We start from the raw sequence: 22611 nt of genomic DNA, 5'->3' as shown, positions 1-22611 counted from the left end.
CGCCGGGGCGGGCATCCGGGTTTGTCGCCCAGAAAATGCATCCGACACCCGATTATCCTCCCACAGGCGGTATGCTGCAACAACAACCGCACCGTCCGGCGAGACAATCTCTGAACGAAAAAGGGCGCCGCAGCGCCCTTTAAATTGTTATTCGTTGCCCGGCATCAGCTGTCGAGGAAGCTCCGCAGCTTGCGCGAGCGGCTCGGGTGCTTGAGCTTGCGCAGCGCCTTGGCTTCGATCTGGCGGATGCGCTCTCGGGTGACCGAGAACTGCTGGCCGACTTCCTCCAGCGTGTGGTCGGTGTTCATTCCGATGCCGAAGCGCATTCTGAGCACGCGCTCTTCACGCGGGGTGAGCGAAGCAAGCACCCGCGTCGTCGTCTCGCGCAGATTGGCCTGGATCGCTGCGTCGATCGGCAGGATCGCCATCTTGTCCTCGATGAAATCGCCCAGATGCGAATCCTCCTCGTCGCCGACCGGCGTTTCGAGCGAGATCGGTTCCTTGGCGATCTTCAGCACCTTGCGCACTTTTTCCAGCGGCATGGCGAGCTTTTCCGCCAGTTCCTCCGGCGTCGGCTCGCGGCCGATCTCGTGCAGCATCTGGCGCGAGGTGCGCACGATCTTGTTGATCGTCTCGATCATATGCACCGGAATGCGGATGGTGCGCGCCTGGTCGGCGATCGAGCGGGTGATCGCTTGCCGGATCCACCACGTCGCATAGGTCGAGAACTTGTAGCCGCGGCGATATTCGAATTTGTCGACCGCCTTCATCAGGCCGATATTGCCTTCCTGGATCAGATCGAGGAACTGCAGGCCGCGATTGGTGTATTTCTTGGCGATGGAAATGACGAGGCGCAGATTGGCCTCGACCATTTCCTTCTTGGCGATCGCGGCTTCGCGCTCGCCCTTCTGCACCTGGTTGACGATCCTGCGGAATTCCAGGATCGAGATCGCCGTTTCGGTGGCGAGGTTCTGGATCTCGGCGCGCAGGTCGCGGATCGCGTCCTTCTCGTTCTTGGTGAATTCCTTCCAGCCGCGCGAGGTCAGATTGCCGATCGAGCGCGTCCAGTTGGGATCGAGCTCCGAGCCCTGATACTCCTTCAGGAATTCCTCGCGGCGCACGCCATAGCTTTCGGCCAGCCGCAACAGCTTGCCTTCGTTCTGCACCAGGCGCTTGTTGATGTCGTAGAGCTGCTCGACCAATGCCTCGATGCGCGCCGTGTTCAGGGATAGCGACTTCACCGCCTTGATCAGCTGGTCCTTCAGCTCCTTCAGCCGGCGGTCCTGGCTGGGCGACAGCGTGCCGGCGGCAGCCAGCCGGTTCTCGACCTGCTGGTCCTGCAGCTTGCGCAACTTCTTGTAGGTGTCGGCGATGACGTCGAGCGTCTCCATCACCTGCGGGCGCAGCTCCGCTTCCATCGCCGCCAGCGACAGGCTGGCTTCGTCCTCGTCTTCCTCGTCGTCATCAGTCAGACCGCGGGTGTCGCCGCCGACATTGGTGATGTCGTCCTCGTCCTCGCGCGAACGGCGCGGCTTGTCGTCGGTCTTGGCTTCCTCGATCCGCTCGACCACCGGCGCCTGCTTGGCCTCCGGTCCGGCATAGGTCGCTTCAAGGTCGATGATCTCGCGCAAGAGGATCTTCGATTCGTTGAGCTCGTCACGCCAGATGATGATGGCCTGGAAGGTCAGCGGGCTTTCGCACAGGCCCGCGATCATCGTCTCGCGGCCAGCCTCGATGCGCTTGGCAATCGCGATTTCGCCCTCGCGCGACAGAAGCTCGACCGAGCCCATCTCGCGCAGATACATGCGAACCGGATCGTCGGTGCGATCGGTCGGCTCTTTCTTGGTGGTCGTCGCAGCAACGGCGGTACCGGTCTGCTCGGCCAGTTCGTTGGCGTCTTCCTCGGCGTCGGCAGCCGCGTCGGCGGCTTCGGGCTCCTCGCCCTGCTCGTCGTCCTCGACCACGTTGATGCCCATGTCGGAGAGCATGGCCATCGTGTCCTCGATCTGCTCGGAGGTGACTTCCTCCGAGGGCAGCACCGAATTCAGTTCGTCCATGGTGACATAGCCGCGCTTCTTGGCGGCCTTGATCATCTTCTTGACAGCATCGTCGGAAAGGTCGAGCAGAGGGCCATCGGTGGCGCCTTCACGTTCGGTCTCGACCTCTTCCTTTTCTTTTGTCGCCATTCTTTATTTTCTCCAAGCGGCCAGGTATCTAGCCGCATAAGTATCAAGCCGCGTAAGCTGCCGTACCGGTTTATCAGATGCGCTCGCGCTAGAACGCGTTTCCCCGGGCCAGTAACTGCATCTCTCGTTAAGTCCAGATTAACCCTGGTATCTGTGGCAGGCTGACTGCCTGTCCAGTGACCGGTACCTCACATCGCTGCATTTCCGTCGACGCCGGCGCGGGTTAACGTTTCGAATCGTCCTGATTCCGTCATTCTGCCAGAAGGTCAAGCGCCTCTCGCATGATTCGCATGAAAAAAGCGAATCAATTACCCGACTTAAAGCGCCGCGGCTGATTCGACGCGCAAGCACGGTCTGCACTTTCACTCTTTCGTAAGCTTCGACCTACACCCGCCCGGCCCGGCCCGAAGACACGCCGAAACCTTCGATCAGCGCCTCCGTTGCCTGCACATCACGAAATTGCGCCTGGATCTCGACGAGATGCCGGTAATTTTCGTCCGTGGGATCGCTGGCGAGCGCCGCTTCTGCCTGTTTCAGCTCCTTATGTAATGTGCGCGCGCTGCGCTGCAAGTGGAGCGCCTGGCTGAAGGCGTCGCGGGCATCGTCAAGTCCGGCTGTTTCCAGCGCCGGCCATTGCCGCGCCCGTTTGATCAGCGCCACCACGCGCGCCCAGATCTCGCCGCAGCCGGCCCGTTCGATCGTCGCGATCACCGCGTTGCGGTCGTTGGCCATGTCATGCGCCATCGCATCGAGGATCGCCGCGTGCAATCGCTTCAGATCGGTATTGGCGAGGTCGAGGAACTCGACATGCGCGAAATTCTCGTCGATCAGCGCCGGATGATTGACAAGAGCTGCGATGATCGTCGCCTCGCGCACCGACATCCCCTCGCTGCCGCGCTTGACCAGCGCCGAGCGGCCAAGGCTTTCGGTGATCGCGGTGCGTCCACCGGCATTGCCGCCGCGTGCGAACTGCCCGCCAGCAGCTGAGCCCTTGCCCTGAAAGCGCCCGCCGGACCGCCCATCTTGGCGCCCCCCTTGATAGGTTTGGCGCGCGCCGCGCTGGGCGCCGAAAAAGCTTAGCACTCGCTCGCGCATTTCCTGTTGGTAGTGATAGCGCAAGCTCTCGTCGCGGATGCGGCTGGTCAGTTCGCGCAGCGTTTTTTCCAGTTCCGCCCGTCGTTCCGGCGTGTCGAAGATGCCGCCGGCCGTTTCGCGCATCCACAAAAGGTCGGCGAGCGGCCGCGCCTCGGAAAGCACGGCGCCAAACGCGTCCGGCCCTTCGGCCTTGACCAGATCGTCGGGGTCCTTGCCTTCGGGCAGAAGCGCAAAACGCACCGAGCGGCCTGCCTGGACCGCCGGCAGCGCCATGTCGGCGGCGCGCCATGCCGCCTTCATTCCGGCCTGGTCGCCATCGAAGCACAGCACCGGCTCGCCGGCCATACGCCACAGCAGTTCAAGCTGGTTTTCGGTCAGCGCGGTGCCGAGAGGCGCCACGACATTTTCGAAACCGGCCTGCGCCAGCGCGATCACGTCCATATAGCCCTCGACGGCAATCACCGTGCCGCCCTTGGCCAGCGCCCCCTTTCCCAGCGCCCCCTTTCCCAGCGCTTGGCGCGCTCGGGCGAAATTATAGAGCACGTTGCCCTTGTGGAAGAGCTCGGTGTCGGGCGAATTCATGTATTTGGCGAGCGCATCGGCTGCCAGCGCCCGCCCGCCAAAGGCGATTATCTTGCCTCTGGAGTCCGGGATCGGGAACATGATGCGGTCGCGGAACCAATCGTAGGAAATTGGAACGTCCTCGCCATGGCGCACCAGCCCGCATGCCTCGATATCGGCCTTGGGCACGCCCTTGGCGGCAAGATGCTCCTTCAGCGCATTGCGACTGTCGGGCGCATAGCCGAGCCGGAACGACTGCTGCGTCGCCGGCGTCAGCCCGCGGTCGCGCAGATAGGCGCGGGCTTTTGCGCCTTCCGGTCCCTGCAGCCGCTCCTGGAAGAAGGCGGTCGCCATTTCCATGACTTCGGTCAGGCTGGCACGTTCCTTTTCGCGGCGTTCCTCCTGGACATCGCGCAACGGCATCGGCACCCCGGCCATGTCGGCGATCTTCTCGACCGCTTCGGGAAAGCTCATTCCGTCGAGTTCGGTGAGGAATTTGAAGTGGTCGCCCGAAACCGAGCAGCCGAAGCAATGATAGCGTCCCTTCTTGTCCTCGCAGTGAAAGGACGGGCTCTTCTCGCCATGGAAGGGACAGCACGCCCAATAATCGCCGCGCGGCGCGTTGGTCTTCTTCCTGTCCCACGCCACGCGCTGGCCGATCACCGAGGAAATCGGCACGCGGTCGCGTATCTCGTCGAGGAAGGCAGGTGGAAAGCGCATCGGGAACGGCTCGTTTGCCTCCATATAATCACGCCGGCGAAACCCGACGACTCCTAATGCGAACCATACCCGGTTTTCACAGGGCAAAAAGAAGGCGGCCGTTGCAAACCGCCTTCCTTCCTATCCGGCATTGCGCCGGTCGACGTTTTTGACGGTCAGTGCGCGGCTATCGCGCCGAAGATGATGCCGGAGACGACGCTGACCAAGAGATAGTCGTTGCCGACGCGGATCCATTCCTGGCCACGGCCCGGACGACGCAGGCCATAGTGGCGATAGTCGCGGACCGGCTGGTGGCGCCTCCAGCTCGAATATCTCTGGCCGTTGCGCCAATGGTTCATCTTGACGACGACTTTCTTCTTCACCACGACGCGCGTCTTGACGTGCCTGTCCGGCTTCTTCCAGTCGACCTGGCTGTAGGTCGACTGCGGTGCATTCGGCGCATTCAGCGGCGCTGCCTGGCCCTGCAGGGACGTCGCAGCCAGCATCGATACGGCGACTGCGGAAAGAATGATACGTTTCATGACGGGGTACTCCTTGGTTGTCGATGCCCAAGCAATAGAGCCCGAAAAATGAACCGAAACTGAACACATGGATTACATTTTAGTAATGATTTCAAATATTTATAATAGCTAATTCAACACTCAGCTCAAACCTGATCTGAAGCGGTCGCCGGCACTTGAACGCGCGACCATCAAGAAGCCGGCCGGCGATGCAACCATTTTGCGATCCATCCATTTCCGACACGCCCTGTCGCGCAACAGCCGGCCGAATTGGGCAAAATTTATTATCCGGCTAAAAGTAATCGGAGTAGTATCGACCTTTGCAATGTCCTTGATTCGCCCCCTCTTTTGCGCCTTTGCCATCACGGCTCCCATATTGCTGGTGGCTGTCGGAATGCGAGCCTGACATGAGCGGTTCAGTCGTTTTGCTGCATCTTGCCGGCGCGGTGGCGCTGATGCTGTTTGCCACCCGCTTGGTGAAGACAGGTGTCGAGCGCGCCTATGGCGATGTGCTGCGCCACAAGCTGCGCGCCACCATGCGCAATCCTTTCATGGCGGTTCTGGCCGGCTGCGGCCTGGCGATCGCCCTGCAAAGCTCCACCGCCGTCACCTTGCTGGTCGGCTCCTTCGCCGGCGCCGGCATCGTCAGCGGCATATCGGGCCAGCTTGCCGTGCGCGGCGCCGAGATCGGCTCGGCGCTGGTGGTCAAGCTGCTCACCTTCGACCTGTCGCTGCTGGTGCCGGTCTGTCTTGTCGCCGGCACCGTCATGTTCATGGCCACCGAGCGGCGCGACTGGCGCCAGTTCGGCCGCATCCTGGTCGGCATCGGCCTGCTGGTGTTGTCGCTGGAAATGATCGGCCAGGCCTCGGAGCCGCTGCGCCAGAGCTCGCTGATGCCGGTCGTCGTCGACTACTTCTCCAGCGATCCGGTCACCGCCTATCTGCTGGCGGCGCTGGTTACCTGGCTGTTCCATTCCTCGATCGCCGCGGTCCTTTTGATGGTGACGCTCGCCGGCCGCGGCTTCATCCCGCCCGAACTCGGCATCATGCTGGTGCTCGGCGTCAATCTGGGTTCGTCGATCATCGCGCCGCTGCTCACCCGCAATGCGGAGCCTGGCGTGCGTGTCGTACCGATCGGCAATCTCCTGATGCGCGGCATGGGCTCGCTGGCCATGCTGATCCTGTTCCTGTGGTTGAAACCGTCGGTCGCCTTTCTCGGCGCCACCGTGCCCGACCAGATCGTCAACGCCCATATCCTCTTCAACATCCTGATCCTGGTTGCCGGCCTGCCATTGGCCGGCCTCGTCTACCGCGTTTCGGAAAAGATCGTGGCGCTCGGCACCAAAGCGGCGCCGGCAGAAGCGCTCGACGTCGTCGAGTTGTCCGCGCTCAACGACAGCGCCCTCGATGTGCCGAGCCAGGCGCTGGCCAACGCCACCCGTGAGGTGGTGCGGGTCTGCGAGACGGTCGAGATCATGCTGAAGCGCATCATCGAGCTCTATGAGAGCGCCGACGCCGACAAGATCAAGGCGCTGGCCGCGCTCGACGACCGCGTCGACAAGAAACATGCGTCGATAAAGCTCTATCTGGCCAAGGTCACCAGGAACCCGCTGAGCGAGGACGAGGCGCTGCGTTGCCAGGAGTTGATCGGCGCCTGCGTCAAGCTCGAACAGGTCGGCGACATCATCGTGCGCAACATGCTGGTGCATGTCAGGAAGAAGCTCGAGCGCGGGCTGGAGTTCACGCCCGAGGGTTGGCGCGAGCTTAGCGCCTTCCACGCCTCGGTGCTCGCCAACGCGCGGCTTGCCTTCAACGTGCTGGTTTCGCGCGATCCGGAGACCGCCCGCCAGCTGGTGCTGGAAAAGGATCGGCTGCGCGACCGCGAGAAGGAGACCAGCGCCAGCCATTTCGTGCGGCTGCGCGACGGCACCGCCAAGAGCGTCGAGACCAGTTCCATCCATCTCGACACCATCCGCGACCTGAAGCAGATCAATTCGCTGCTTGCCTCGATAGCCTACCCCGTGCTCGAGGAACGCGGCCTGCTCACCGGCTCGCGGCTGAAGGCCGGATAGATTGGGCCCAGCGCGGGAATTGCCTGGAGCCGGCGCGCGAAAATTAGTCTTTGCTAACCCTCCCGTCTGTCGGCTAGAGCATTTTTCAGCCAACCGTCTTCGCTTGGCGTCCGACAACACGCGTCAAGCAAAGACCTGGAGCGCGGCTTTGGTTCCACCAGAATGCAAGGCGCTCTAAGGATCGGTCAAATCCGCCGTCGATGGATACCCATTCGCGCAGTTTCGCCAAGGCGCTTTCCTGGCGCGTTACCGGCACAGTCGACACGATAATCATTTCGCTCATCGTGACAGGCAGCATCAAGCTCGCTGCGGCCATCGGCGTGACCGAGGTCATCACAAAATCGCTGCTCTACTATTTTCACGAGCGGGCGTGGTCGAAAATCCCCTACGGAAGGAAGACGACGGCCGTCTAGTCTTGTGCGGCCGGAGCCTGGCTGAACCGATGAAGAAAACCTAAAACGGCATCGAGAATTTCTGGATTGCCCGCCGCTCTCGTTCGTGGTTTGAGCCATCTCATTCAAGGATCGCCTTCCCGCGCCATGCTTCCCCTCATAGCCCTGTTCATCGCTGCGTTCGCATTCGGCACCACCGAGTTCGTCATCGCCGGCGTGCTGCCGCAGGTGGCGGACGGCCTTGGCGTCTCCATCCCAACCGCCGGCTACCTCGTCTCCGGCTACGCCGGCGGCATCGCGATCGGCGGACCGCTGTTGACGCTCGCCACCAAGACGCTTTCCCGCAAGGCGTTGCTGCTTGGCCTTGCCGCAGCCTTCACCATCGGCCAGGCCGCCTGCGCCCTTGCGCCCGACTTCGCCTCCATGTTGCTGTTGCGGATTGCAGTGGCCGTGGCGCACGGCGCCTATTTCGGCGTCGCGATGGTGGTTGCGGTCGGCCTGGTCCGCCAGGATCAGCGTGGAATGGCCGTGGCGCTCATCCTGTCGGGCCTCACGGTCTCCAATGTCATCGGCGTGCCGGCCGGCACGGCGATCGGCAATATTTGGGGGTGGCGCGCGACGTTCTGGGTGATGTGCGCGCTTGGTGTGGTTTCCATCGCCGCCATGGCCGCCCTCCTGCCGCGCCGGACGGGATCGTCGCGCCGGCCCGTCAGTTTCGGCAGCGAGGTCCGCGTGCTCGCACGCCAGCAGGTTTGGACGTCGCTAATCCTCATGCTGATGCTGATGATCGGCCAGTTCGGCCTGTTCACCTACATCACGCCGACGCTGCTTGAAGTCACCGGCCTCGGCGAGGCCCTGGTGCCCTGGGTGCTGCTGCTCAACGGTGTCGGCGCGACGATCGGCGTCTTTCTTGGCGGGCGGCTCGCCGACTGGAAACTGATGCCGTCGCTCATCACCATGCTTTTCATGCAGGCGGTGACACTTGCCGTCATTTACGCCGCCAGCCCGTACCCGGTGCCGATGGTCGTTGCGATCACTATCTGGGGTGGTCTCAGCTTTGCCATCGGCACCCCGATCCAGACCCGTATCCTGACCTGGACGGCGGACGCCTCCAATCTCGCCTCATCGCTTATCCCGGCCGGCTTCAATGTCGGCATCGCGCTGGCCGCCTCGCTCGGCGCCGCCATGCTCAATGCCGGTTATGGCTATCGCAGCCTGCCGGTGGTTGGCGCCATGGCCATGCTGGTCGCCGTGGCGGTCGCGCTCGCCTCACATATCTGGGAGTGGCGCCGAAACACGATGCCGCCGCTGCCGGCCGCTGCCGAATAGTCGGCAGGCGCTACAGGTCGATGCGATAGCGCAGGCTTTCGGCGCCGCCATAGACAGCGTCCTCGAAGAATCGCCCGACGAGCCGTCCGCCATTGGCCAGGACCACCTTCTGCGGCGAGATTACCCGGCTTGGCGGTGATCTCGACGAAGGGCAGGCCGAGCGCCCTCGCCTCGCCGAGCATCAGCCTCACTGCCTCTGTCGCATAGCCGCGCCGCCGCTTCCATGGTACTACGGCATAGCCGATGTGGCCGAGCACATGTGGCGGCAGCTCGGCGGTGCCGCGTTGCCAGCGCAAGCCGATCGAGCCGGCGACTTCGCCGTCCCAGATCCAGCGCCGGAATCCCGGCAGGCGCGGCACTTTCGTCCCATCAGGCAAGGTGATCGGACCGCCCTTGGCATCGGGGTCGTCGAGATCGGCGAGGAAGGCCGTTGGATTCTTTTCGATGGCCGCAAGCTGCTCGCGCGTCGCCTCCATCAGCCGCACATTGTCCGGCGACCAGCCGCGCTCAAGGGCGGCCTTATACGACGGCAGATGTTCAAGCGCCGGTTTGACGAGTTCAACCATGACGTACGATCGCTCCGCTGCCGCCCTCTGATTCTGAAGTTGATCTTCAGGGGCGGCTTTCTAAAATCAAATGTCTTCGATTGGGTCCACCTACTTTGGAGTGAACACAATGGCCGACCACAGGTCCGAGAAATCGGCGAAGGCCGCCGCCGTGCGGGTCGCGGCAACCAAACCGCGCAAGGCGATGCCGAAGCCGCAGTCCGGCAAGGAAGCGAAGCCGGCACTCCTCGCAGGCGGCAACCCCCAGATCGCGAAAGCCGAAGGTGACGCACCCGTGCAGGCCTACATCGCGGCCATGCCGGGCTGGAAAAGCGATGTCGGACGGCTCCTCGACGCAATCATCGTGCGCACCGTCCCCGGCGTGCACAAGGCCGTCAAATGGAACTCGCCGTTTTACGGCATCGAGGGCCAGGGCTGGTTCCTGTCGTTCCATGTCTTCACCCGCTACGTCAAAGTGACCTTCTTCCGGGGCACGTCGCTGCGTCCTGTCCCTCTCGGCGAGTCCAAGCACAAAGACGTGCGCTACCTCGACATTTATGAGGGCCAGGTCGACGAAGCTCAATTTGCCGCCTGGGTGAAGCAAGCCAGCCAATTGCCCGGCGAGCGAATGTGAGATGCATTGCGAATTAGCCAAGGGCGTCTGCCATCGGGACGGTGCAACATCGCCGTGACCCCTCATGGTTCGGCCTCGGCTCGCGAGCATCTCTGCGAGCCCATGTCGCGAAAGGTCGCTGGCGCTGGTGGCGACGCCGACAATGTTCAATAAGCGCCGCCAAATCGTAGCTCCATTTTCGTGTGATCCCAATTGCAAATCGGGTCCGGAGGGACGAAGGTTCCTCCGCGATGTTGAGAGTTGTCACCCGGCATTGGAACGAAGCCCAGACGCCGGACGCCGACGTGCACAAAGCCACTGGGACCAATCATGACCAAAGCGACAACAGCCATGAAAAAGAGCGCCTCGACGGAGGGAGCAGGAGGAGACACTCCCTCTCAGTTGATAGATGCGAGAATCAACGAGCTGAGCGATTGGCGGGGCGAGATGCTCGCTCGGATCCGAACCCTCATCGAGCAGGCCGATCCCGAAGTGGTCGAGGCGTGGAAGTGGAGAGGGGTTCCGGTGTGGGAACACGCCGGAATTATCTGCACCGGTGAGACCTACAAGAATGTCGTGAAAATGACCTTCGCCAAGGGCGCCTCGCTGGAGGACCCTTCTGGCCTCTTCAACTCCAGCCTCGAAGGCAACACCAGGCGCGCCATCGACATCCATGAGGGCGACACGATCGATGAAGAGGCGTTGAAGGCGCTCATTCGCGCCGCCTTGGCACTGAACCTGTCGGTGCGAGCTGCCGCCCGCCCCGCCCGCTCTCAGAAACCAAAGAGCGCCTGAGAATCAATCATATGCGGCCAGGGCTGGCGCCTCGCTGTCGCCTCCTCCAATGCTTTATGAACTCGCTGCAGCGGCAAAATCCTACTGCAGCAGTCCCTTGACGATGCCGCTCGCCGTGGAGAAATCCATCTGGCCGGCGTATTTCTCCTTGAGCACGGCCATAACCTTGCCCATGTCCTTGACGCCGCTGGCGCCGGTCTCGGCGATGGCGGCGCGGATCGCCGTTTCGGTCTCGGCCTGCCCCAGTTGCGTCGGCAGGAAATCGCGGATGATGGCCATCTCGTCGCGCTCCTGCGCGGCAAGCTCCGGCCGTTTGCCGTCGTCGAAAGCCTTGGCCGACTCTTCGCGCTGCTTCACCATCTTGGCCAGTATCTGCAGGATCTCGTCGTCGCTGGCCGGCTCCTTGCCGGCGCCGCGATTGGCGATGTCGCGATCGTGAACGGCCGCCTGGATCAGCCGCAATGTCGGCAGCCGGCGCTTGTCCTGCGCCTTCATCGCGCTCTTCAGGGATTCGGCGATTTTGCCGCGCATGATGCTTTCTCCTTCGAATGCGACGGACAATAGCCGTGCCGAAAGCCCAAGGCAAATTCGACGCCGCCCGGCAAACCGCTGATATTGTTCGACGAAATAAATCGCGCCTGCGGGCGTAGCGTCATTGACCGCTCTGGCGCCTTCCCCTATGTACTGGGCCTTGCATGAACTGAGTTCTAGTGCACGTTCGCCCAAAAGTGCGTAGCGGTTTTGGGACAACGACGTGCCCATACGAAAAGCTTGCGCGCGCTGGCTGCGAAATCGCCGCTGCGCGCGGTTTGCTGCGCAGAATGGTTCGCCGGACCGATTGAAGGGCGCAGCCTTTAGGAGTGCCGCCATGGCAACGATGACCGCCGCGTCGACCCCCACTTGGGCCACCGAGAAGCCGACCGCCTTGCTGGTGCTGGCCGACGGCACCGTCATCGAGGGCCGCGGCCTTGGCGCCACCGGCTCCGCCGTCGCCGAAGTCTGCTTCAACACCGCGCTGACAGGCTATCAGGAAATCCTCACCGACCCGTCCTATGCCGGCCAGATCGTCACCTTCACCTTTCCGCATATCGGCAATATCGGCACCAATGACGAGGACATCGAGGATCTCAACCCGGTTGCCCGCGCCGGCGCAGTCGGCGCCGTGTTCAAGGCCGACGTCACCAATCCGTCCAGCTATCGCGCCGCTTCTGGTCTCGACCAATGGCTGAAGAAACGCGGCATCGTTGCGCTTTCGGGCATCGACACCCGCGCGCTGACCGCGCTGATCCGCGAAAAGGGCATGCCCAACGCCGTCATCGCGCACGCGCCCGACGGCATCTTCGACATCGAGGAGCTGAAGCGCGGCGCCGTTGCCTGGTCCGGCCTGATCGGGCTTGACCTGGCCAAGGACGTCACTTCCGGCCAGTCCTCGGTCTGGCGCGAGACGCCGTGGGTCTGGGACGAGGGCTTTGGCGAACAGACCGATCCGTCCATGCATGTCGTCGCCATCGACTACGGCGTAAAACGCAACATATTGCGCCTGCTTGCCGGCCTGGGCGCCAAGGTCACCGTAGTGCCGGCCAACACCGGCGCCGAGGATATCCTCGCCATGCGGCCCGACGGCATCTTTCTCTCCAACGGTCCCGGCGACCCGGAAGCCACCGGCGACTATGCCGTTCCGGTCATCCGGGACTTGCTGAAGACCGACATCCCGGTCTTCGGCATCTGCCTCGGCCACCAGATGCTGGCGCTGGCGCTTGGCGGCAAGACCGCCAAAATGCATCAAGGCCATCACGGCGCCAATCATCCGGTCAAGGATCACACCACCGGCAAGGTTGAGATCGTCTCGATGAACCACGGCTTTGCCGTCGATGCCGGCTCGTTGCCCACGGGCGTCGAAGAAACCCATGTCTCGCTGTTCGACGGCTCGAACTGCGGCATCACCCTGACCGGCAGGCCGGTGTTTTCGGTCCAGCACCATCCCGAAGCCTCGCCGGGCCCGCAGGACTCGCATTATCTGTTCCGCCGCTTCGTCAATCTCATCCGCGAAAAGCGCGGCGAGCCGGCGCTGGCAGAGCGCTGACTATCTGTACGCGAGAAGTCTCGGCAATAATATCGCTTAACTTTCGGCGATAAATCTGCGATATCATCACCGTGAAGACGATTATCCTCTCGGTATCGGCGGCTCGCGATCTCGACAACCTGCCGACAGATGTCCGCGAGCAGGTCTCCGAAGGCCTGATCTCCTATGCCGTCAGCGGGCGGGGAGATATCAAGCGCCTTGCCGGCAGGGACGGCTACAGACTGCGGATCGGTCGCTACCGGATCATATTCGATGAAGACCGCACGACGATCCTCGCGATCTACATCGGCAAACGAGAAACGACAACCTACCGTCGGTGATAGCAGGACAGGACACCATGAACGCCCCCCAAATCATAACGACGCCAACTGGCGAAGAACTTGTCGTTATCCCAAAAGCGGACTACGAGGCTCTGTTGCACGCGGCCGAAGAGGCTCTTGAAGACGCTGCCGATGTGGCGATCTACGACGCGCGAAAGGCTGATCTCAAAACGGAAAACCCCCTGCCTGCGGACGTGACCATGGAAATTTTGCGGGGCTCCAGCCGGCTCAAGGCGCTGCGCAACTGGCGGCGGCTGACGCAGGCCGAATTGGCGACCACGATCGGTGTCAGCCAGGGTTTCCTGTCGGATCTTGAGTCCAATCGCCGTAAGCCATCGGCGCAGACCCGGGCGCTGCTGGCGAAGGCACTGGATATTCCGGGGCAATGGATTGAACCCTAGGGCATGCGCCAATGCATGGCGCGCAAAAGCATGCCCTCGGGCCTGACCCGAGAGTACGCAGCGGTTTTGCGATAACGAGATGCATCAAAACCAGAACTTAAAGCGCGTCGCATGAGTCCGTTCAAACGCGACACGCTTTAGGCCACCGTCGCCGTCGCGACGTCTTTCACCGCGGCCGGTCTTTCGACCCTGAGCACGAATGCGATCAGCGACAGGGCGAGAAAGATGCCGCCGAGCACAAAGGGCGCGCCGCCGAACGTCACCGGCGCGCTCGGCCCGGTGAACCAGGCGAAGATTCCCGTATAAAGCAGCGGCGTTATGATGCTGGTGATCGAAAACACGCTCGTCATCGCACCTTGCAATTCGCCTTGCGCGGAGGGCGGCACCTTGGCCGCCGCCAGGCTCCGCAGCGGCGGATCGGCCAGCGCCTCGAGGCAGGTCGCCACGATCACCGCATAGATCATCCAGCCCTTCCACGCCGCGGCATAGCCGAAGGCGGCGAGCGCGGTAAAAGCAAGGCCGATGGCGGCGGTCCGCCATTCGCCGAGCCGTGGGATGACGCGCGGCAGGACAAAACCCATCACCAACGCCCCGCCAAGGCCGAAGACGCCGAGTGAGAAGCCGATCTGCTGTTCGCTCCAGCCGTAGCGGTAACTGCCGACGAACGACCACACGGCAGGGTACATCATGTGACCGAGCGTCATCAGGAAGAACACCAGGCCGATCCAGCCGATCCCCTTGTAATTGCGCATCTGCTTCAGGGCGCCGAGAGGATTGGCGCGGCGCCATTCGAAGCGGCGCCGGTGATGCTGCTCCAGCGTTTCCGGCAGGAAGAACCAGCCGACGATGAAGTTGATCAGAGCAAGCACCGCCGCGCCCCAGAACGGCACGCGCGGCCCGAATTCGCCGAGCAACCCGCCCAGCACCGGGCCGATGACGAAACCGACGCCGAAGGCGATGCCAAGCAGGCCGAAATTCTTCGCCCTGTTCTCGTCGGTGCTGACATCGGCGATGAAGGCGGAGGCGGTCGAATAGCTGGCGCCGCTGATGCCGGCCAGCACCCGGCCGATGAACAGGACCCAATACGACCAGGCCACCGCGCAGATCAGATTGTCGACGGCGAAGGTCAGCACCGAGGCCAGCAGGATCGGACGACGGCCGAAGCGGTCGCTGAGATTGCCGACCAGCGGCGCGAACAGGAACTGCATGGCCGCATAGACGAAGAACAGCCAGCCGCCTTCGATCGCCGCTTCGCTGACCCCGACGCCGGTCAGTTCCTGCAGATAGGCCGGCAGCACCGGCATGATGATGCCGATGCCGGTGATGTCGAGCAGCAGCGTGGTGAAAACAAGCGCAAGGCCCCGCCTGGCGGTTTTGGCTTCGATCATGACGGTATCGACTCCTGAAGCCGCCTCGCAGCGAAGGCGGAAAGCTCGTTATAGGCGAGCAAGCCCCACAGAACAATAAGGGAACAGGCCAGGAATTTTCATCCTGACATCAAATGTCGATATAGCGCGGCTGCACCGCCGCCCCTTTCAACGCCATTTCAACGAGAGCCCAAACACCTCAGATCGGGGTGTTGAACGTATCGCAGTCCGACAGCTTGCCGCTCTTGTAACCACGCGCCAGCCAGGTCTGCCGCTGCTGCGAAGTGCCATGGTTGAAGCTTTCCGGCACGACATAGCCCTGCATCTTCTTCTGCATCGTGTCGTCGCCGATCTGCTGGGCGGCGTTCAGCGCCTCGTCCATGTCGCCCTGTTCCAGAATGCCTTTCTGCCCGGTGAAATGCGCCCAGACGCCGGCGAAGCAATCCGCCTGGAGCTCGACCTGCACCGACATTTGGTTGGCCTCGGCCTCGCCCATCTGCTGCCGCATCTGGTTGAACTTGGGCAGGATGCCGGTGAGGTTCTGGACATGGTGGCCGACCTCATGCGCGATCACATAGGCCTGGGCAAAATCGCCTGAAGCGCCGAATTGCTGGTCGAGCTGCTGGAAGAAGGTGGTGTCGAGATAGACCTTGCGGTCGCCGGGGCAGTAGAACGGGCCGGCCGCGGACGAGGCGAAGCCGCAAGCCGAACGGATTTGGCCGCTGAACAGCACCAGCGTGGGGTCTTCGTAGGTCAGGCCCTCGGCCTGGAAAATGCCGGTCCAGGTGTCCTCGGTCTCGGCCAGGACAGTCGAAACGAACTGCTTCATCTCGTCGGAGGCAGGCGCCCCGGTGCCACCGCCCTGTTCTCCGCTGTTGTCGGTGATCTGACCGCCGCCACCCGGCACCAAGCCGCCACCGGCCAGGATCTGAAGCGGGTCGATGCCGATGGCCTTCAGCCCGAAATAGAGGACCACGAGAATGATGATGGTCGACAGCGACATTCCGCCGCCGGAGCGGCCGCCGATCGGGATGCGGAGACGGCCGGGGCCGCCGCGCGGCAGGTTGAGCCCGCCGCCCTGGCCGCGTTGGTCCTCGACGTTGTCACTTTGACGACGACCTTTCCAGAGCATGGCAACTCCCCGCGATGCACGTATCGGTATCTTGCCGATCTCATGGCCCGATCCGACCCAACAAACAATTATCCCAATGGTTGCGCCAAGTCACAGTATTTTTCTCATGACGGGGCCGCCGGCTCTGGGGTCAATCCCTGCACGACACCCGCGGCTGAGAGCCCTGCCGGCGCTTTTTTTGGTCTTCGACTTGTCGGTCACGCTCAGATCTTCTGCTTGGTGCCCGCGCTCTTGCCGTCCGAGCTTTTCGAGCGCTCCTCGAAGCGGGCCCCGCCCTTCTTGAGCGGGCGTCCAGTATCCGCTTCGGTCTTGCGTTCGTCCTTCGCCGCAGCCTGCTTCAATCCCTTGGCCGCTTGCTTGCCCTTCGCTGTCGGTGCCTGTTCAACGCCCATCGTATCCTCCTCGGTCTCGCGCCAATTGCTGGCACGATCTCAAACGCCGCGGCAGCGCGGCGGTTCCGGCAGGACTGTCGGCCGCGTCAGCATCTTGGCCACCGTCGGCTGGGCGACGCCGAGCCGCGCCGCGATGTCGACCTGGCGGGCCTAGTTGCCGTTCTCGATCAGGTCGGCGACAAGCTGCATATAATCTTCGAGCAGCGCACGGCGCCGCGCTTCGCCGCGTCGGCTGAGGGTTTTCTCGACCTGCATTGAGTCAGCTCGTGGGGCTGCGCGACAATTCGGTCAATCGCGCTATCTTCTCACGCGACATGACCAGAATTGCCGAAGCCCGAAAATTCTACGCGCTACTGATGGCTGCCAATGCAGGTTCGGCCGATCCGCGCCTCGAGGACGTGTTCGCCGCGGTGCCGCGCGAAGCTTTTCTCGGGCCCGGGCCGTGGACGGTCGTCGCCGGCAACGGCAAGGTAGAAACGCCGAGCGCCGATCCTGTTCACATCTATCAGAACGTGCTGGTGTCACTCGACGCCGAAAAGGGCATCAACAATGGCGAGCCGTTCCTGCATGCCATGTGGATCGGCAAGGTGGCGCCAAAACCCGGCGAGGTCGTCACTCATGTCGGCGCCGGCACCGGCTATTACACAGCTCTGCTGGCGAAACTGGTTTCGCCGGGCGGCGCAGTCACCGCCTTCGAACTGGATTCCGGTCTCGCCGACCGTGCAAGAAAGGATCTCGAAGCCTATGGCAATGTGACCGTCATCCATGGCGATGGGGTCGTCGGCGGCCTGCCACCGTCCGACATCATCTATGTCAATGCCGGCGTTGCGGCACCCCCAGCCGAATGGCTGAAGGCGCTGAAGCCCGGCGGCCGCATGGTCTTTCCGTGGCGTCCGGCCGAGCGCATTGGCCTCGCGGTGATGGTGACACGCACGGATAAGGGGTTTGCCTGCGATCCGTTCATGCGATCATGGTTTATCCCTTGCATCGGCGCCGCGGCGGCCTCGACGAAAATCCACCGTGACAAGGCGGCACGCAGCCGCAAGATCTGGCTGACGGCCGATAAGGCACCGGACCGCACCGCCACCGCCGTCATCGGCGACGTCTGGTTCTCGTCGCAAAGTGTTGGCGGCAGGCGGTCGCAATGACGTCGCCGCGTCGAGGCGTCCCGTGCTTGCCGCTCGACATGCGCCGGAGCCCAGAAATTTTCCGGCCCTGTCGGACAGGCGTCCGCTCGCGCGTCCTTTGGCCGAAATCCGGCGGCAACGGCTCGGATGATTAAAGGGAGAATCCAATGAGGAAGATCACCACTGCGACATTCGTCAGCCTCGACGGCGTCATGCAGGCGCCCGGTGGGCCGCAAGAAGACCCGGTCGGCGGCTTCGAATTCGGTGGCTGGACGTTCCATTACTGGGACGACGTCGGGAGCGCCTTTATTGGTGAGACCTTCGCAAAACCCTTCGCGCTGCTCTTCGGCCGCAAGACCTACGACATCTTCGCCGCGCATTGGCCGTACCAGAAAGACGATCCGATCGCCGATCGTTTCAACGCCGTCACCAAATATGTGGCCACCCACCGGCCCGACACGCTGTCGTGGCAAAACAGCCAGTCGCTTGGCGACGACGTCGTGGCTACCCTGCGCCAGCTCAAGCAGGAGGACGGGCCGGACCTGCTCATCCAGGGATCGAGCGAACTCATCCAGACCTTGCTCGCCAACGACCTGATCGACGAGATCAGCCTGCTGACCTTCCCGCTGGTGCTGGGCAAGGGCAAGCGGCTGTTTGGCAGCGGCGCAATCCCGGCGGCTTTCAAGCTGAACCGCTCACAGGCATCGACCACCGGCGTCATCATAGCGAGCTATGAACGCGCCGGTGAGATCAAGACTGGCTCCTTCGCCCAGCAACAGCCATCCGAAGCCGAGATCGAGAGGCGCCGGACCTGGAAGTAGTGTGGGGTTACAGGACCTGGGTTCCTTGCTCGGCTAGATGTGAGTGAGGGAGAGGAGCCCAAATTCTGCCTGGCAGCGCGATGAGGACAGCGCCACGCTTCTGCGATCTCCCTTTACTCCGCCGGCATGGCCACCGCCCGGGCGGCCCGGTGGCCGGCCAGCATGACGCCAAGACCCAGGATCGGGAACACCGCTGCGACCAGGCCGAGATCAGCCGGCGCGCCATAGCGCAGCACCGCGCCGCCGACGACGGCGCCCAGCGCCACGCCGAGATAGAGCGCCGAAGCGTTGAGCGACAGCACGATGGGCGCTGCGTCGGGCGCCAGCCTGATGATGCGGCTGGCCTGCGCCGGCGGGAAGGCCCAGCCGACGATGCCCCACGGCACCATCATGGCCATCAGCGCCGGCCCGGCGATGCTGTGCGGCAGGAAGGCCGGGATGACCGAAAGCATCACCAGCATGACCGCACTCAGCGCCAGCGACCAGCTGACCGTGCGTGTCGCGCCGAAGCGGTCGGCGGCCTGACCGCCGGCAATGTTGCCGATGACGGCGCCGACGCCGAAGGCAAGCAGCATGCCGGGCAGCGCGATCGGGCTCAAGCCGCCACCTTCGATGGCTAGCGGCGCGACAAAGGCAAAGACCGTGAAGGCGCCGGTGAGCGCCAAAAGTGTAGTCAGCAGGATCGACGGCACGCCGGGGCGAAGCGTTGCGGCCAGCCGCTGCCTGAGCGGCAGCTTGGTGCCGACGATGCCGCGCGGCAGCCGGTACCACAGGATTGCGCCGGCCAGTGCGCCGAGCCCGGCGATGGCAAAGAACGTGCCGCGCCAGCCGGCAACCGTCGCGACAAGCGCGCCGAGCGGTGCGCCGACCGCCACCGCCACCGTAGTGCCGCCGACGACGACGGCAATGGCGCGGGCGCGGTGATGATCATCGACAAGCGCCACGGCCGTCCCCTGCGCCGTCGCCGCAAACAGGCCGGACGACAGCGCCATGACGATGCGCGCGATCAGCAGCAGTTCGAAGGAGGAACTGAGCGCCGCCGCCAGGTTGCCCAGCACGAAAAACACCAGCGTCCACAAGATGACGCGTCGCCGGTCCCATTCGCCGGTCAGCGTCGCCAGGATCGGCGCGCCGAGCGCATAGGCGAGCGCGAAGGCGGTGATCAGCGTCCCGGCGAGCGGGACCGAGATGCCGGCATCCCCCGCGATGTCGGGCAGCAGGCTGGAGATGACGAAGCCTTCGGTCGCGATCGTGAATGATCCGAGCGCAAGCCAGAAGAGGCGCTTGTCCATGGTGAAATCCTTAGTTCAAAAGTTATTGAACAATTGTACATAATGGCGCATGTTGTCAATGAGCCGCCCGAGAATAGCCGAACCCTGCTGACAGCCCCATGTCAGGACAAGGTAGCGGGAGGTGGAAACTGAGGGCACCACCAAGAGGAGATGCGTTGAAATCGGCCCTGATTGCGCTTAGTTCTCCGGCATGACGCTGCCCCACCCCACCGCCGACCAGATCAGCCTGCCGAACGTGCTTGCCGTGCTCGGCGATCCCACCCGGCTGGCCATCGTGCGCTATCTCGCCAGCAAGGAGGGCGTGCCGCTGAATTGCAGCCAGTTCCTCGATCTCGGCTCAAAGACCAATCTCAGTTACCACCTGGCCAAATTGCGCGAGGCCGGCGTCACCCGCACCGAGGTCGTCGGCACCAGCCGGCTGATCACGCTGCGCCGCGACGATCTCAATGTCCGCTTTCCGGGGCTGCTCGATAGCGTCATCGCCGCAGCCGTCGACGACCCGGCTCTGCCCGCGGTCGGCGCCTCCGAGATCGAAGTCCGCGCCTGAGGCCGAAACTCGCCCCCGTGTAGCAGGCAGGGCAATCGCATTTTGGATTCTTGCGAAGGTGGACCCCTAACCCTCCCCACTGTTTGGACTGGGGAGGGTTAGGGGTGGGGGTACATCGTAGAGCGAAAGCCTCCGCTTTCCAGCTGCGATAGCCCTGGTGTAACAGAGGAGAGCAACCAAAGTCCTGCCAGGTCCGCCCTTCCCGACGCGTCATTCGTCGACCCAACGGAGCTTCCCATGCGCATTGCCGTTCTCGCCGATATCCACGGCAACATCCTCGCCCTGGACGCCGTGCTCGACGATCTGCGGCAGCGCGGTGGTGCTGACCTCATCGTCAATCTCGGCGATTGCGTCTCCGGCCCGCTCTGGCCGCGCGAAACCATGGAGCGGCTTGAAGCGCTCGCCCTGCCGACAGTTCGCGGCAACCACGACCGCCGCGTCGCCCGCGATACCGCGGATGAAGCCATGTGGCCGTCCGACCGCTATGCGCAGGAACGGCTGACATCGGTCCAGCGCGAGGCACTGTTGGCCTTGCCCCTCACGCTGGAGATCGCCCCAGCCGTGACCGCCTTTCATGCCCGACCCGACCATGACGAAAAATACCTGACCGATACGATGGCCGACGGCCGGCTGGCGCGCGCGCCGCTGGTCGCCATCAAGCGGCGGCTGGCCGCGCTCGATCCCGCTTGCCGCATCGTGCTGTGTGGCCACAGCCACCGCAGCGAACTGATCCGTATCCCCGACGGCCCGGTGGTCTTCAATCCGGGCAGCATCGGCTGCCCCGCTTATGGCGACGACACGCCACCGGCGCATGTCTCCGAGCAAGGCTCTCCGCATGCACGTTACGGCATCGTCGAATTGGGTGGGCCGGGCCGCTCCGACCGCTTCGAAGCCATCGCCGTCGACTATAACCATGAGGCGGCAGCGCGGCAGGCCGAACAGGCGGGCCGGCCGGAATGGGCCTACGCGCTGCGCACCGGATTTATGCCAGGCTGAACGAGGCACGAGTTCATGCCGCCCGGCTGAACGCAACACGTTCATGTCCGGCTGAACGCAACGCGTTCATGTCCGGCTGAACGCAACGCGTTCATGCCGCACGCTGAGCTTGCTCATGCCGCGGACCGAACACCATTCCCCAGCCGCATTTTCCGGCTTACATAGCGCCATGTCGTCGCTTATAAAATCGTCCTGGAATGCGGTGGCGATTCGGTGCCTGGCCGCGCCTTCGGCAATGCTTCTATCGCCCACGGCCAAAATGATGAGGCGCACAGTTACGCTCCGGACGACGCTGCTGATTGCCGCCCCTCTCCTGCTGACGGCGCTGCTGCCGGCCAGGGCCGAGGAGGCGCCTTTCGTCTCCATCGTGACCGATCTTGCTCCGGGCGATCTCCTGAACGTCCGCGCCACGGCATCGGCGATGGGCAAGATCAAGGCTCGGCTGCCGAATGGCACGAGCGTCAACAATCTCGGCTGCAACGACGTCAATGGCTATCGTTGGTGCAAGGTCGCAGAAATTGACAACCCGCAACTGGCGGGATGGGCTCCCGCGCGCTACCTGAACCCCGAGAATCCGGCGGCAGTTGCGGAGGTGGATATCGAAGCGACCGGCGAAAGCACGGCCGTTGCAGCCGGCGACTCGAACCCGGCAACTGCAGATCAGCCGCCGCCGGACCTGACGGCGCGCCTGGATGCGACCGGTCGCGAACCCACGATGACTGCCGTTGAGGCAATCGGCAGGGCGGCCATCGAGGATGCTTACCGCCTGGCGCTTTTTGCCAGCGAAAATCCTTCGGCCGGCGAGACACAGGCGCCCGCGGCAGCGGACAAGCCCATCCGCAATCGCGCCGCCAATGCGGCGCCTCCGGCCAACGCGCAAACCGTCGCGCGGCTGCAGCCGCCAGGCAGGCCCGCGCCGGCGCTGGGTGCCCGCAACGAAATTCCTTGCGCGCGCCATGTCGGCCAGCCGATGACCAGTTGCAAGGCAGGCATTGTCCACACGGGCGACAAAGCCGAGGTCACCGTGACCTGGCCCGATGGCGGCACCCGGGTCATCAGATTCCAGGCCGGTCGGCCCGCCGGCTCGAATGCATCAGGTGAATTCCGCTACACCCGCGAGGGCAGCCTGAACATGATCCGTGTCGGCGTTTCCGAACGCTTCGAGATCACGGATCAGTTGGCGCTGGGGGATTGGTGGCTAAGGGGAGTAGGGCAGTAGGGCAATATGTTTAAAGGGCGCTCGAGCCTCTGCCCTACTGCCCTACTGCCCTACTGCCCTACTGCCCTACTGCCCTACTGCCCTACTGCCCTACTGCCCTACTGCC

Annotated in this window: 22 protein-coding genes and 2 pseudogenes; 13 read left to right on the top strand and 11 right to left on the bottom strand. The window is 63.4% G+C overall.

Going from position 1 to position 22611, the window contains the following annotated elements; translation table 11 throughout:
* Positions 1-164: 164 nt before the first annotated feature.
* The 3 genes from rpoD to AC0L18_RS26390 form a co-directional block, all read right to left on the bottom strand.
* Positions 165-2186, bottom strand: a complete 2022-nt coding sequence (gene rpoD / locus AC0L18_RS26400; RefSeq protein WP_023799750.1) for an RNA polymerase sigma factor RpoD — start codon at positions 2184-2186, stop codon at positions 165-167.
* 384 nt (positions 2187-2570) lie between these two features.
* Positions 2571-4562 carry a DNA primase gene (gene dnaG / locus AC0L18_RS26395; RefSeq protein ID WP_473494836.1) on the bottom strand — a complete coding sequence of 664 codons (1992 nt, stop codon included), beginning with the start codon at positions 4560-4562 and terminating at the stop codon, positions 2571-2573.
* A 155-nt stretch (positions 4563-4717) separates the two neighbouring features.
* Positions 4718-5083 carry an RcnB family protein gene (locus AC0L18_RS26390; protein ID WP_473494835.1) on the bottom strand — a complete coding sequence of 122 codons (366 nt, stop codon included), beginning with the start codon at positions 5081-5083 and terminating at the stop codon, positions 4718-4720.
* Positions 5084-5469: 386 nt separating this feature from the next.
* On the opposite strand from AC0L18_RS26390, the gene AC0L18_RS26385 reads away from it, so the two are divergent.
* From AC0L18_RS26385 to AC0L18_RS26375, 3 genes are all read left to right on the top strand, one after another.
* Complete coding sequence (locus AC0L18_RS26385; RefSeq protein WP_473494834.1) at positions 5470-7134, top strand: Na/Pi cotransporter family protein; 1665 nt, start codon at positions 5470-5472, stop codon at positions 7132-7134.
* Positions 7135-7334: 200 nt separating this feature from the next.
* Positions 7335-7547, top strand: coding sequence for a DUF2061 domain-containing protein (locus AC0L18_RS26380; RefSeq protein ID WP_473494833.1), 213 nt, complete (start codon positions 7335-7337; stop codon positions 7545-7547).
* A 126-nt stretch (positions 7548-7673) separates the two neighbouring features.
* A complete protein-coding gene (locus AC0L18_RS26375) occupies positions 7674-8855 on the top strand; it encodes an MFS transporter (RefSeq protein ID WP_473494832.1) in 1182 nt (393 codons plus the stop codon).
* A 10-nt stretch (positions 8856-8865) separates the two neighbouring features.
* On the opposite strand, the pseudogene AC0L18_RS26370 reads toward AC0L18_RS26375, so the two are convergent.
* Positions 8866-9421 (bottom strand): annotated as a pseudogene (locus AC0L18_RS26370) (GNAT family N-acetyltransferase).
* A gap of 184 nt (positions 9422-9605) precedes the next feature.
* On the opposite strand from AC0L18_RS26370, the gene AC0L18_RS26365 reads away from it, so the two are divergent.
* Together AC0L18_RS26365 and AC0L18_RS26360 are read left to right on the top strand one after the other, a co-directional pair.
* Entirely contained in the window at positions 9606-10034 is a 429-nt protein-coding gene (locus tag AC0L18_RS26365; protein WP_473494875.1) for a DUF1801 domain-containing protein, read from the top strand.
* A gap of 309 nt (positions 10035-10343) precedes the next feature.
* On the top strand, positions 10344-10808 hold the full coding sequence (locus tag AC0L18_RS26360) for a DUF1801 domain-containing protein (protein ID WP_473494831.1): 465 nt from the start codon (positions 10344-10346) through the stop codon (positions 10806-10808).
* Between the two features lie 81 nt (positions 10809-10889).
* Here the strand turns inward: AC0L18_RS26360 and AC0L18_RS26355 are convergent, their stop codons facing one another.
* The gene (locus tag AC0L18_RS26355; RefSeq protein WP_473494830.1) at positions 10890-11339 is read right to left on the bottom strand and encodes a GatB/YqeY domain-containing protein; all 450 of its coding nucleotides are present in this window, start codon (positions 11337-11339) and stop codon (positions 10890-10892) included.
* A gap of 337 nt (positions 11340-11676) precedes the next feature.
* On the opposite strand from AC0L18_RS26355, the gene carA reads away from it, so the two are divergent.
* From carA to AC0L18_RS26340, 3 genes are all read left to right on the top strand, one after another.
* On the top strand, positions 11677-12891 hold the full coding sequence (gene carA, locus AC0L18_RS26350; protein ID WP_473494829.1) for a glutamine-hydrolyzing carbamoyl-phosphate synthase small subunit: 1215 nt from the start codon (positions 11677-11679) through the stop codon (positions 12889-12891).
* Positions 12892-12962: 71 nt separating this feature from the next.
* Positions 12963-13211, top strand: coding sequence for a type II toxin-antitoxin system RelE family toxin (locus tag AC0L18_RS26345; protein WP_027151153.1), 249 nt, complete (start codon positions 12963-12965; stop codon positions 13209-13211).
* 17 nt (positions 13212-13228) lie between these two features.
* Positions 13229-13612: a helix-turn-helix domain-containing protein gene (locus tag AC0L18_RS26340; protein ID WP_473494828.1), complete on the top strand. Its 384-nt coding sequence runs from the start codon at positions 13229-13231 to the stop codon at positions 13610-13612.
* A gap of 137 nt (positions 13613-13749) precedes the next feature.
* Here AC0L18_RS26340 and AC0L18_RS26335 read toward each other — a convergent pair whose 3' ends face one another.
* The 4 genes and pseudogenes from AC0L18_RS26335 to AC0L18_RS26320 all read right to left on the bottom strand — a co-directional run.
* Complete coding sequence (locus AC0L18_RS26335) at positions 13750-15000, bottom strand: TCR/Tet family MFS transporter (protein WP_473494827.1); 1251 nt, start codon at positions 14998-15000, stop codon at positions 13750-13752.
* Between the two features lie 178 nt (positions 15001-15178).
* Positions 15179-16111 (bottom strand): KPN_02809 family neutral zinc metallopeptidase, encoded by a 933-nt coding sequence (ypfJ, locus tag AC0L18_RS26330; protein ID WP_473494826.1) that lies wholly within the window; start codon positions 16109-16111, stop codon positions 15179-15181.
* Between the two features lie 203 nt (positions 16112-16314).
* Positions 16315-16503, bottom strand: a complete 189-nt coding sequence (locus tag AC0L18_RS26325; RefSeq protein WP_023799765.1) for a hypothetical protein — start codon at positions 16501-16503, stop codon at positions 16315-16317.
* 81 nt (positions 16504-16584) lie between these two features.
* Positions 16585-16758, bottom strand: a pseudogene (locus AC0L18_RS26320) (manganese-binding transcriptional regulator MntR); the annotation flags it as partial.
* Positions 16759-16817: 59 nt separating this feature from the next.
* Here AC0L18_RS26320 and AC0L18_RS26315 point away from each other — a divergent pair.
* Both AC0L18_RS26315 and AC0L18_RS26310 read left to right on the top strand, forming a co-directional pair.
* Entirely contained in the window at positions 16818-17651 is an 834-nt protein-coding gene (locus AC0L18_RS26315; RefSeq protein ID WP_473494874.1) for a protein-L-isoaspartate O-methyltransferase family protein, read from the top strand.
* Positions 17652-17797: 146 nt separating this feature from the next.
* Positions 17798-18451 carry a dihydrofolate reductase family protein gene (locus AC0L18_RS26310; protein ID WP_473494825.1) on the top strand — a complete coding sequence of 218 codons (654 nt, stop codon included), beginning with the start codon at positions 17798-17800 and terminating at the stop codon, positions 18449-18451.
* Between the two features lie 113 nt (positions 18452-18564).
* Here the strand turns inward: AC0L18_RS26310 and AC0L18_RS26305 are convergent, their stop codons facing one another.
* Complete coding sequence (locus AC0L18_RS26305; protein WP_287309939.1) at positions 18565-19743, bottom strand: MFS transporter; 1179 nt, start codon at positions 19741-19743, stop codon at positions 18565-18567.
* A gap of 190 nt (positions 19744-19933) precedes the next feature.
* Here AC0L18_RS26305 and AC0L18_RS26300 point away from each other — a divergent pair, with 190 nt between their 5' ends.
* Together AC0L18_RS26300 and AC0L18_RS26295 are read left to right on the top strand one after the other, a co-directional pair.
* Positions 19934-20290 (top strand): ArsR/SmtB family transcription factor, encoded by a 357-nt coding sequence (locus tag AC0L18_RS26300; protein WP_473494824.1) that lies wholly within the window; start codon positions 19934-19936, stop codon positions 20288-20290.
* Between the two features lie 237 nt (positions 20291-20527).
* Positions 20528-21286, top strand: a complete 759-nt coding sequence (locus tag AC0L18_RS26295; protein WP_473494823.1) for a metallophosphoesterase family protein — start codon at positions 20528-20530, stop codon at positions 21284-21286.
* A gap of 66 nt (positions 21287-21352) precedes the next feature.
* On the opposite strand, the gene AC0L18_RS26290 is transcribed toward AC0L18_RS26295, so the two are convergent.
* A complete protein-coding gene (locus AC0L18_RS26290) occupies positions 21353-21652 on the bottom strand; it encodes a hypothetical protein (RefSeq protein WP_473494822.1) in 300 nt (99 codons plus the stop codon).
* A 55-nt stretch (positions 21653-21707) separates the two neighbouring features.
* Here AC0L18_RS26290 and AC0L18_RS26285 point away from each other — a divergent pair, with 55 nt between their 5' ends.
* Positions 21708-22505, top strand: coding sequence for an SH3 domain-containing protein (locus tag AC0L18_RS26285; protein WP_473494821.1), 798 nt, complete (start codon positions 21708-21710; stop codon positions 22503-22505).
* Positions 22506-22611: the final 106 nt, after the last annotated feature.

The sequence above is a fragment of the Mesorhizobium sp. WSM4819 genome (genome assembly GCF_055811215.1).
This window is presented reverse-complemented; position numbering and strand designations above follow the sequence as displayed.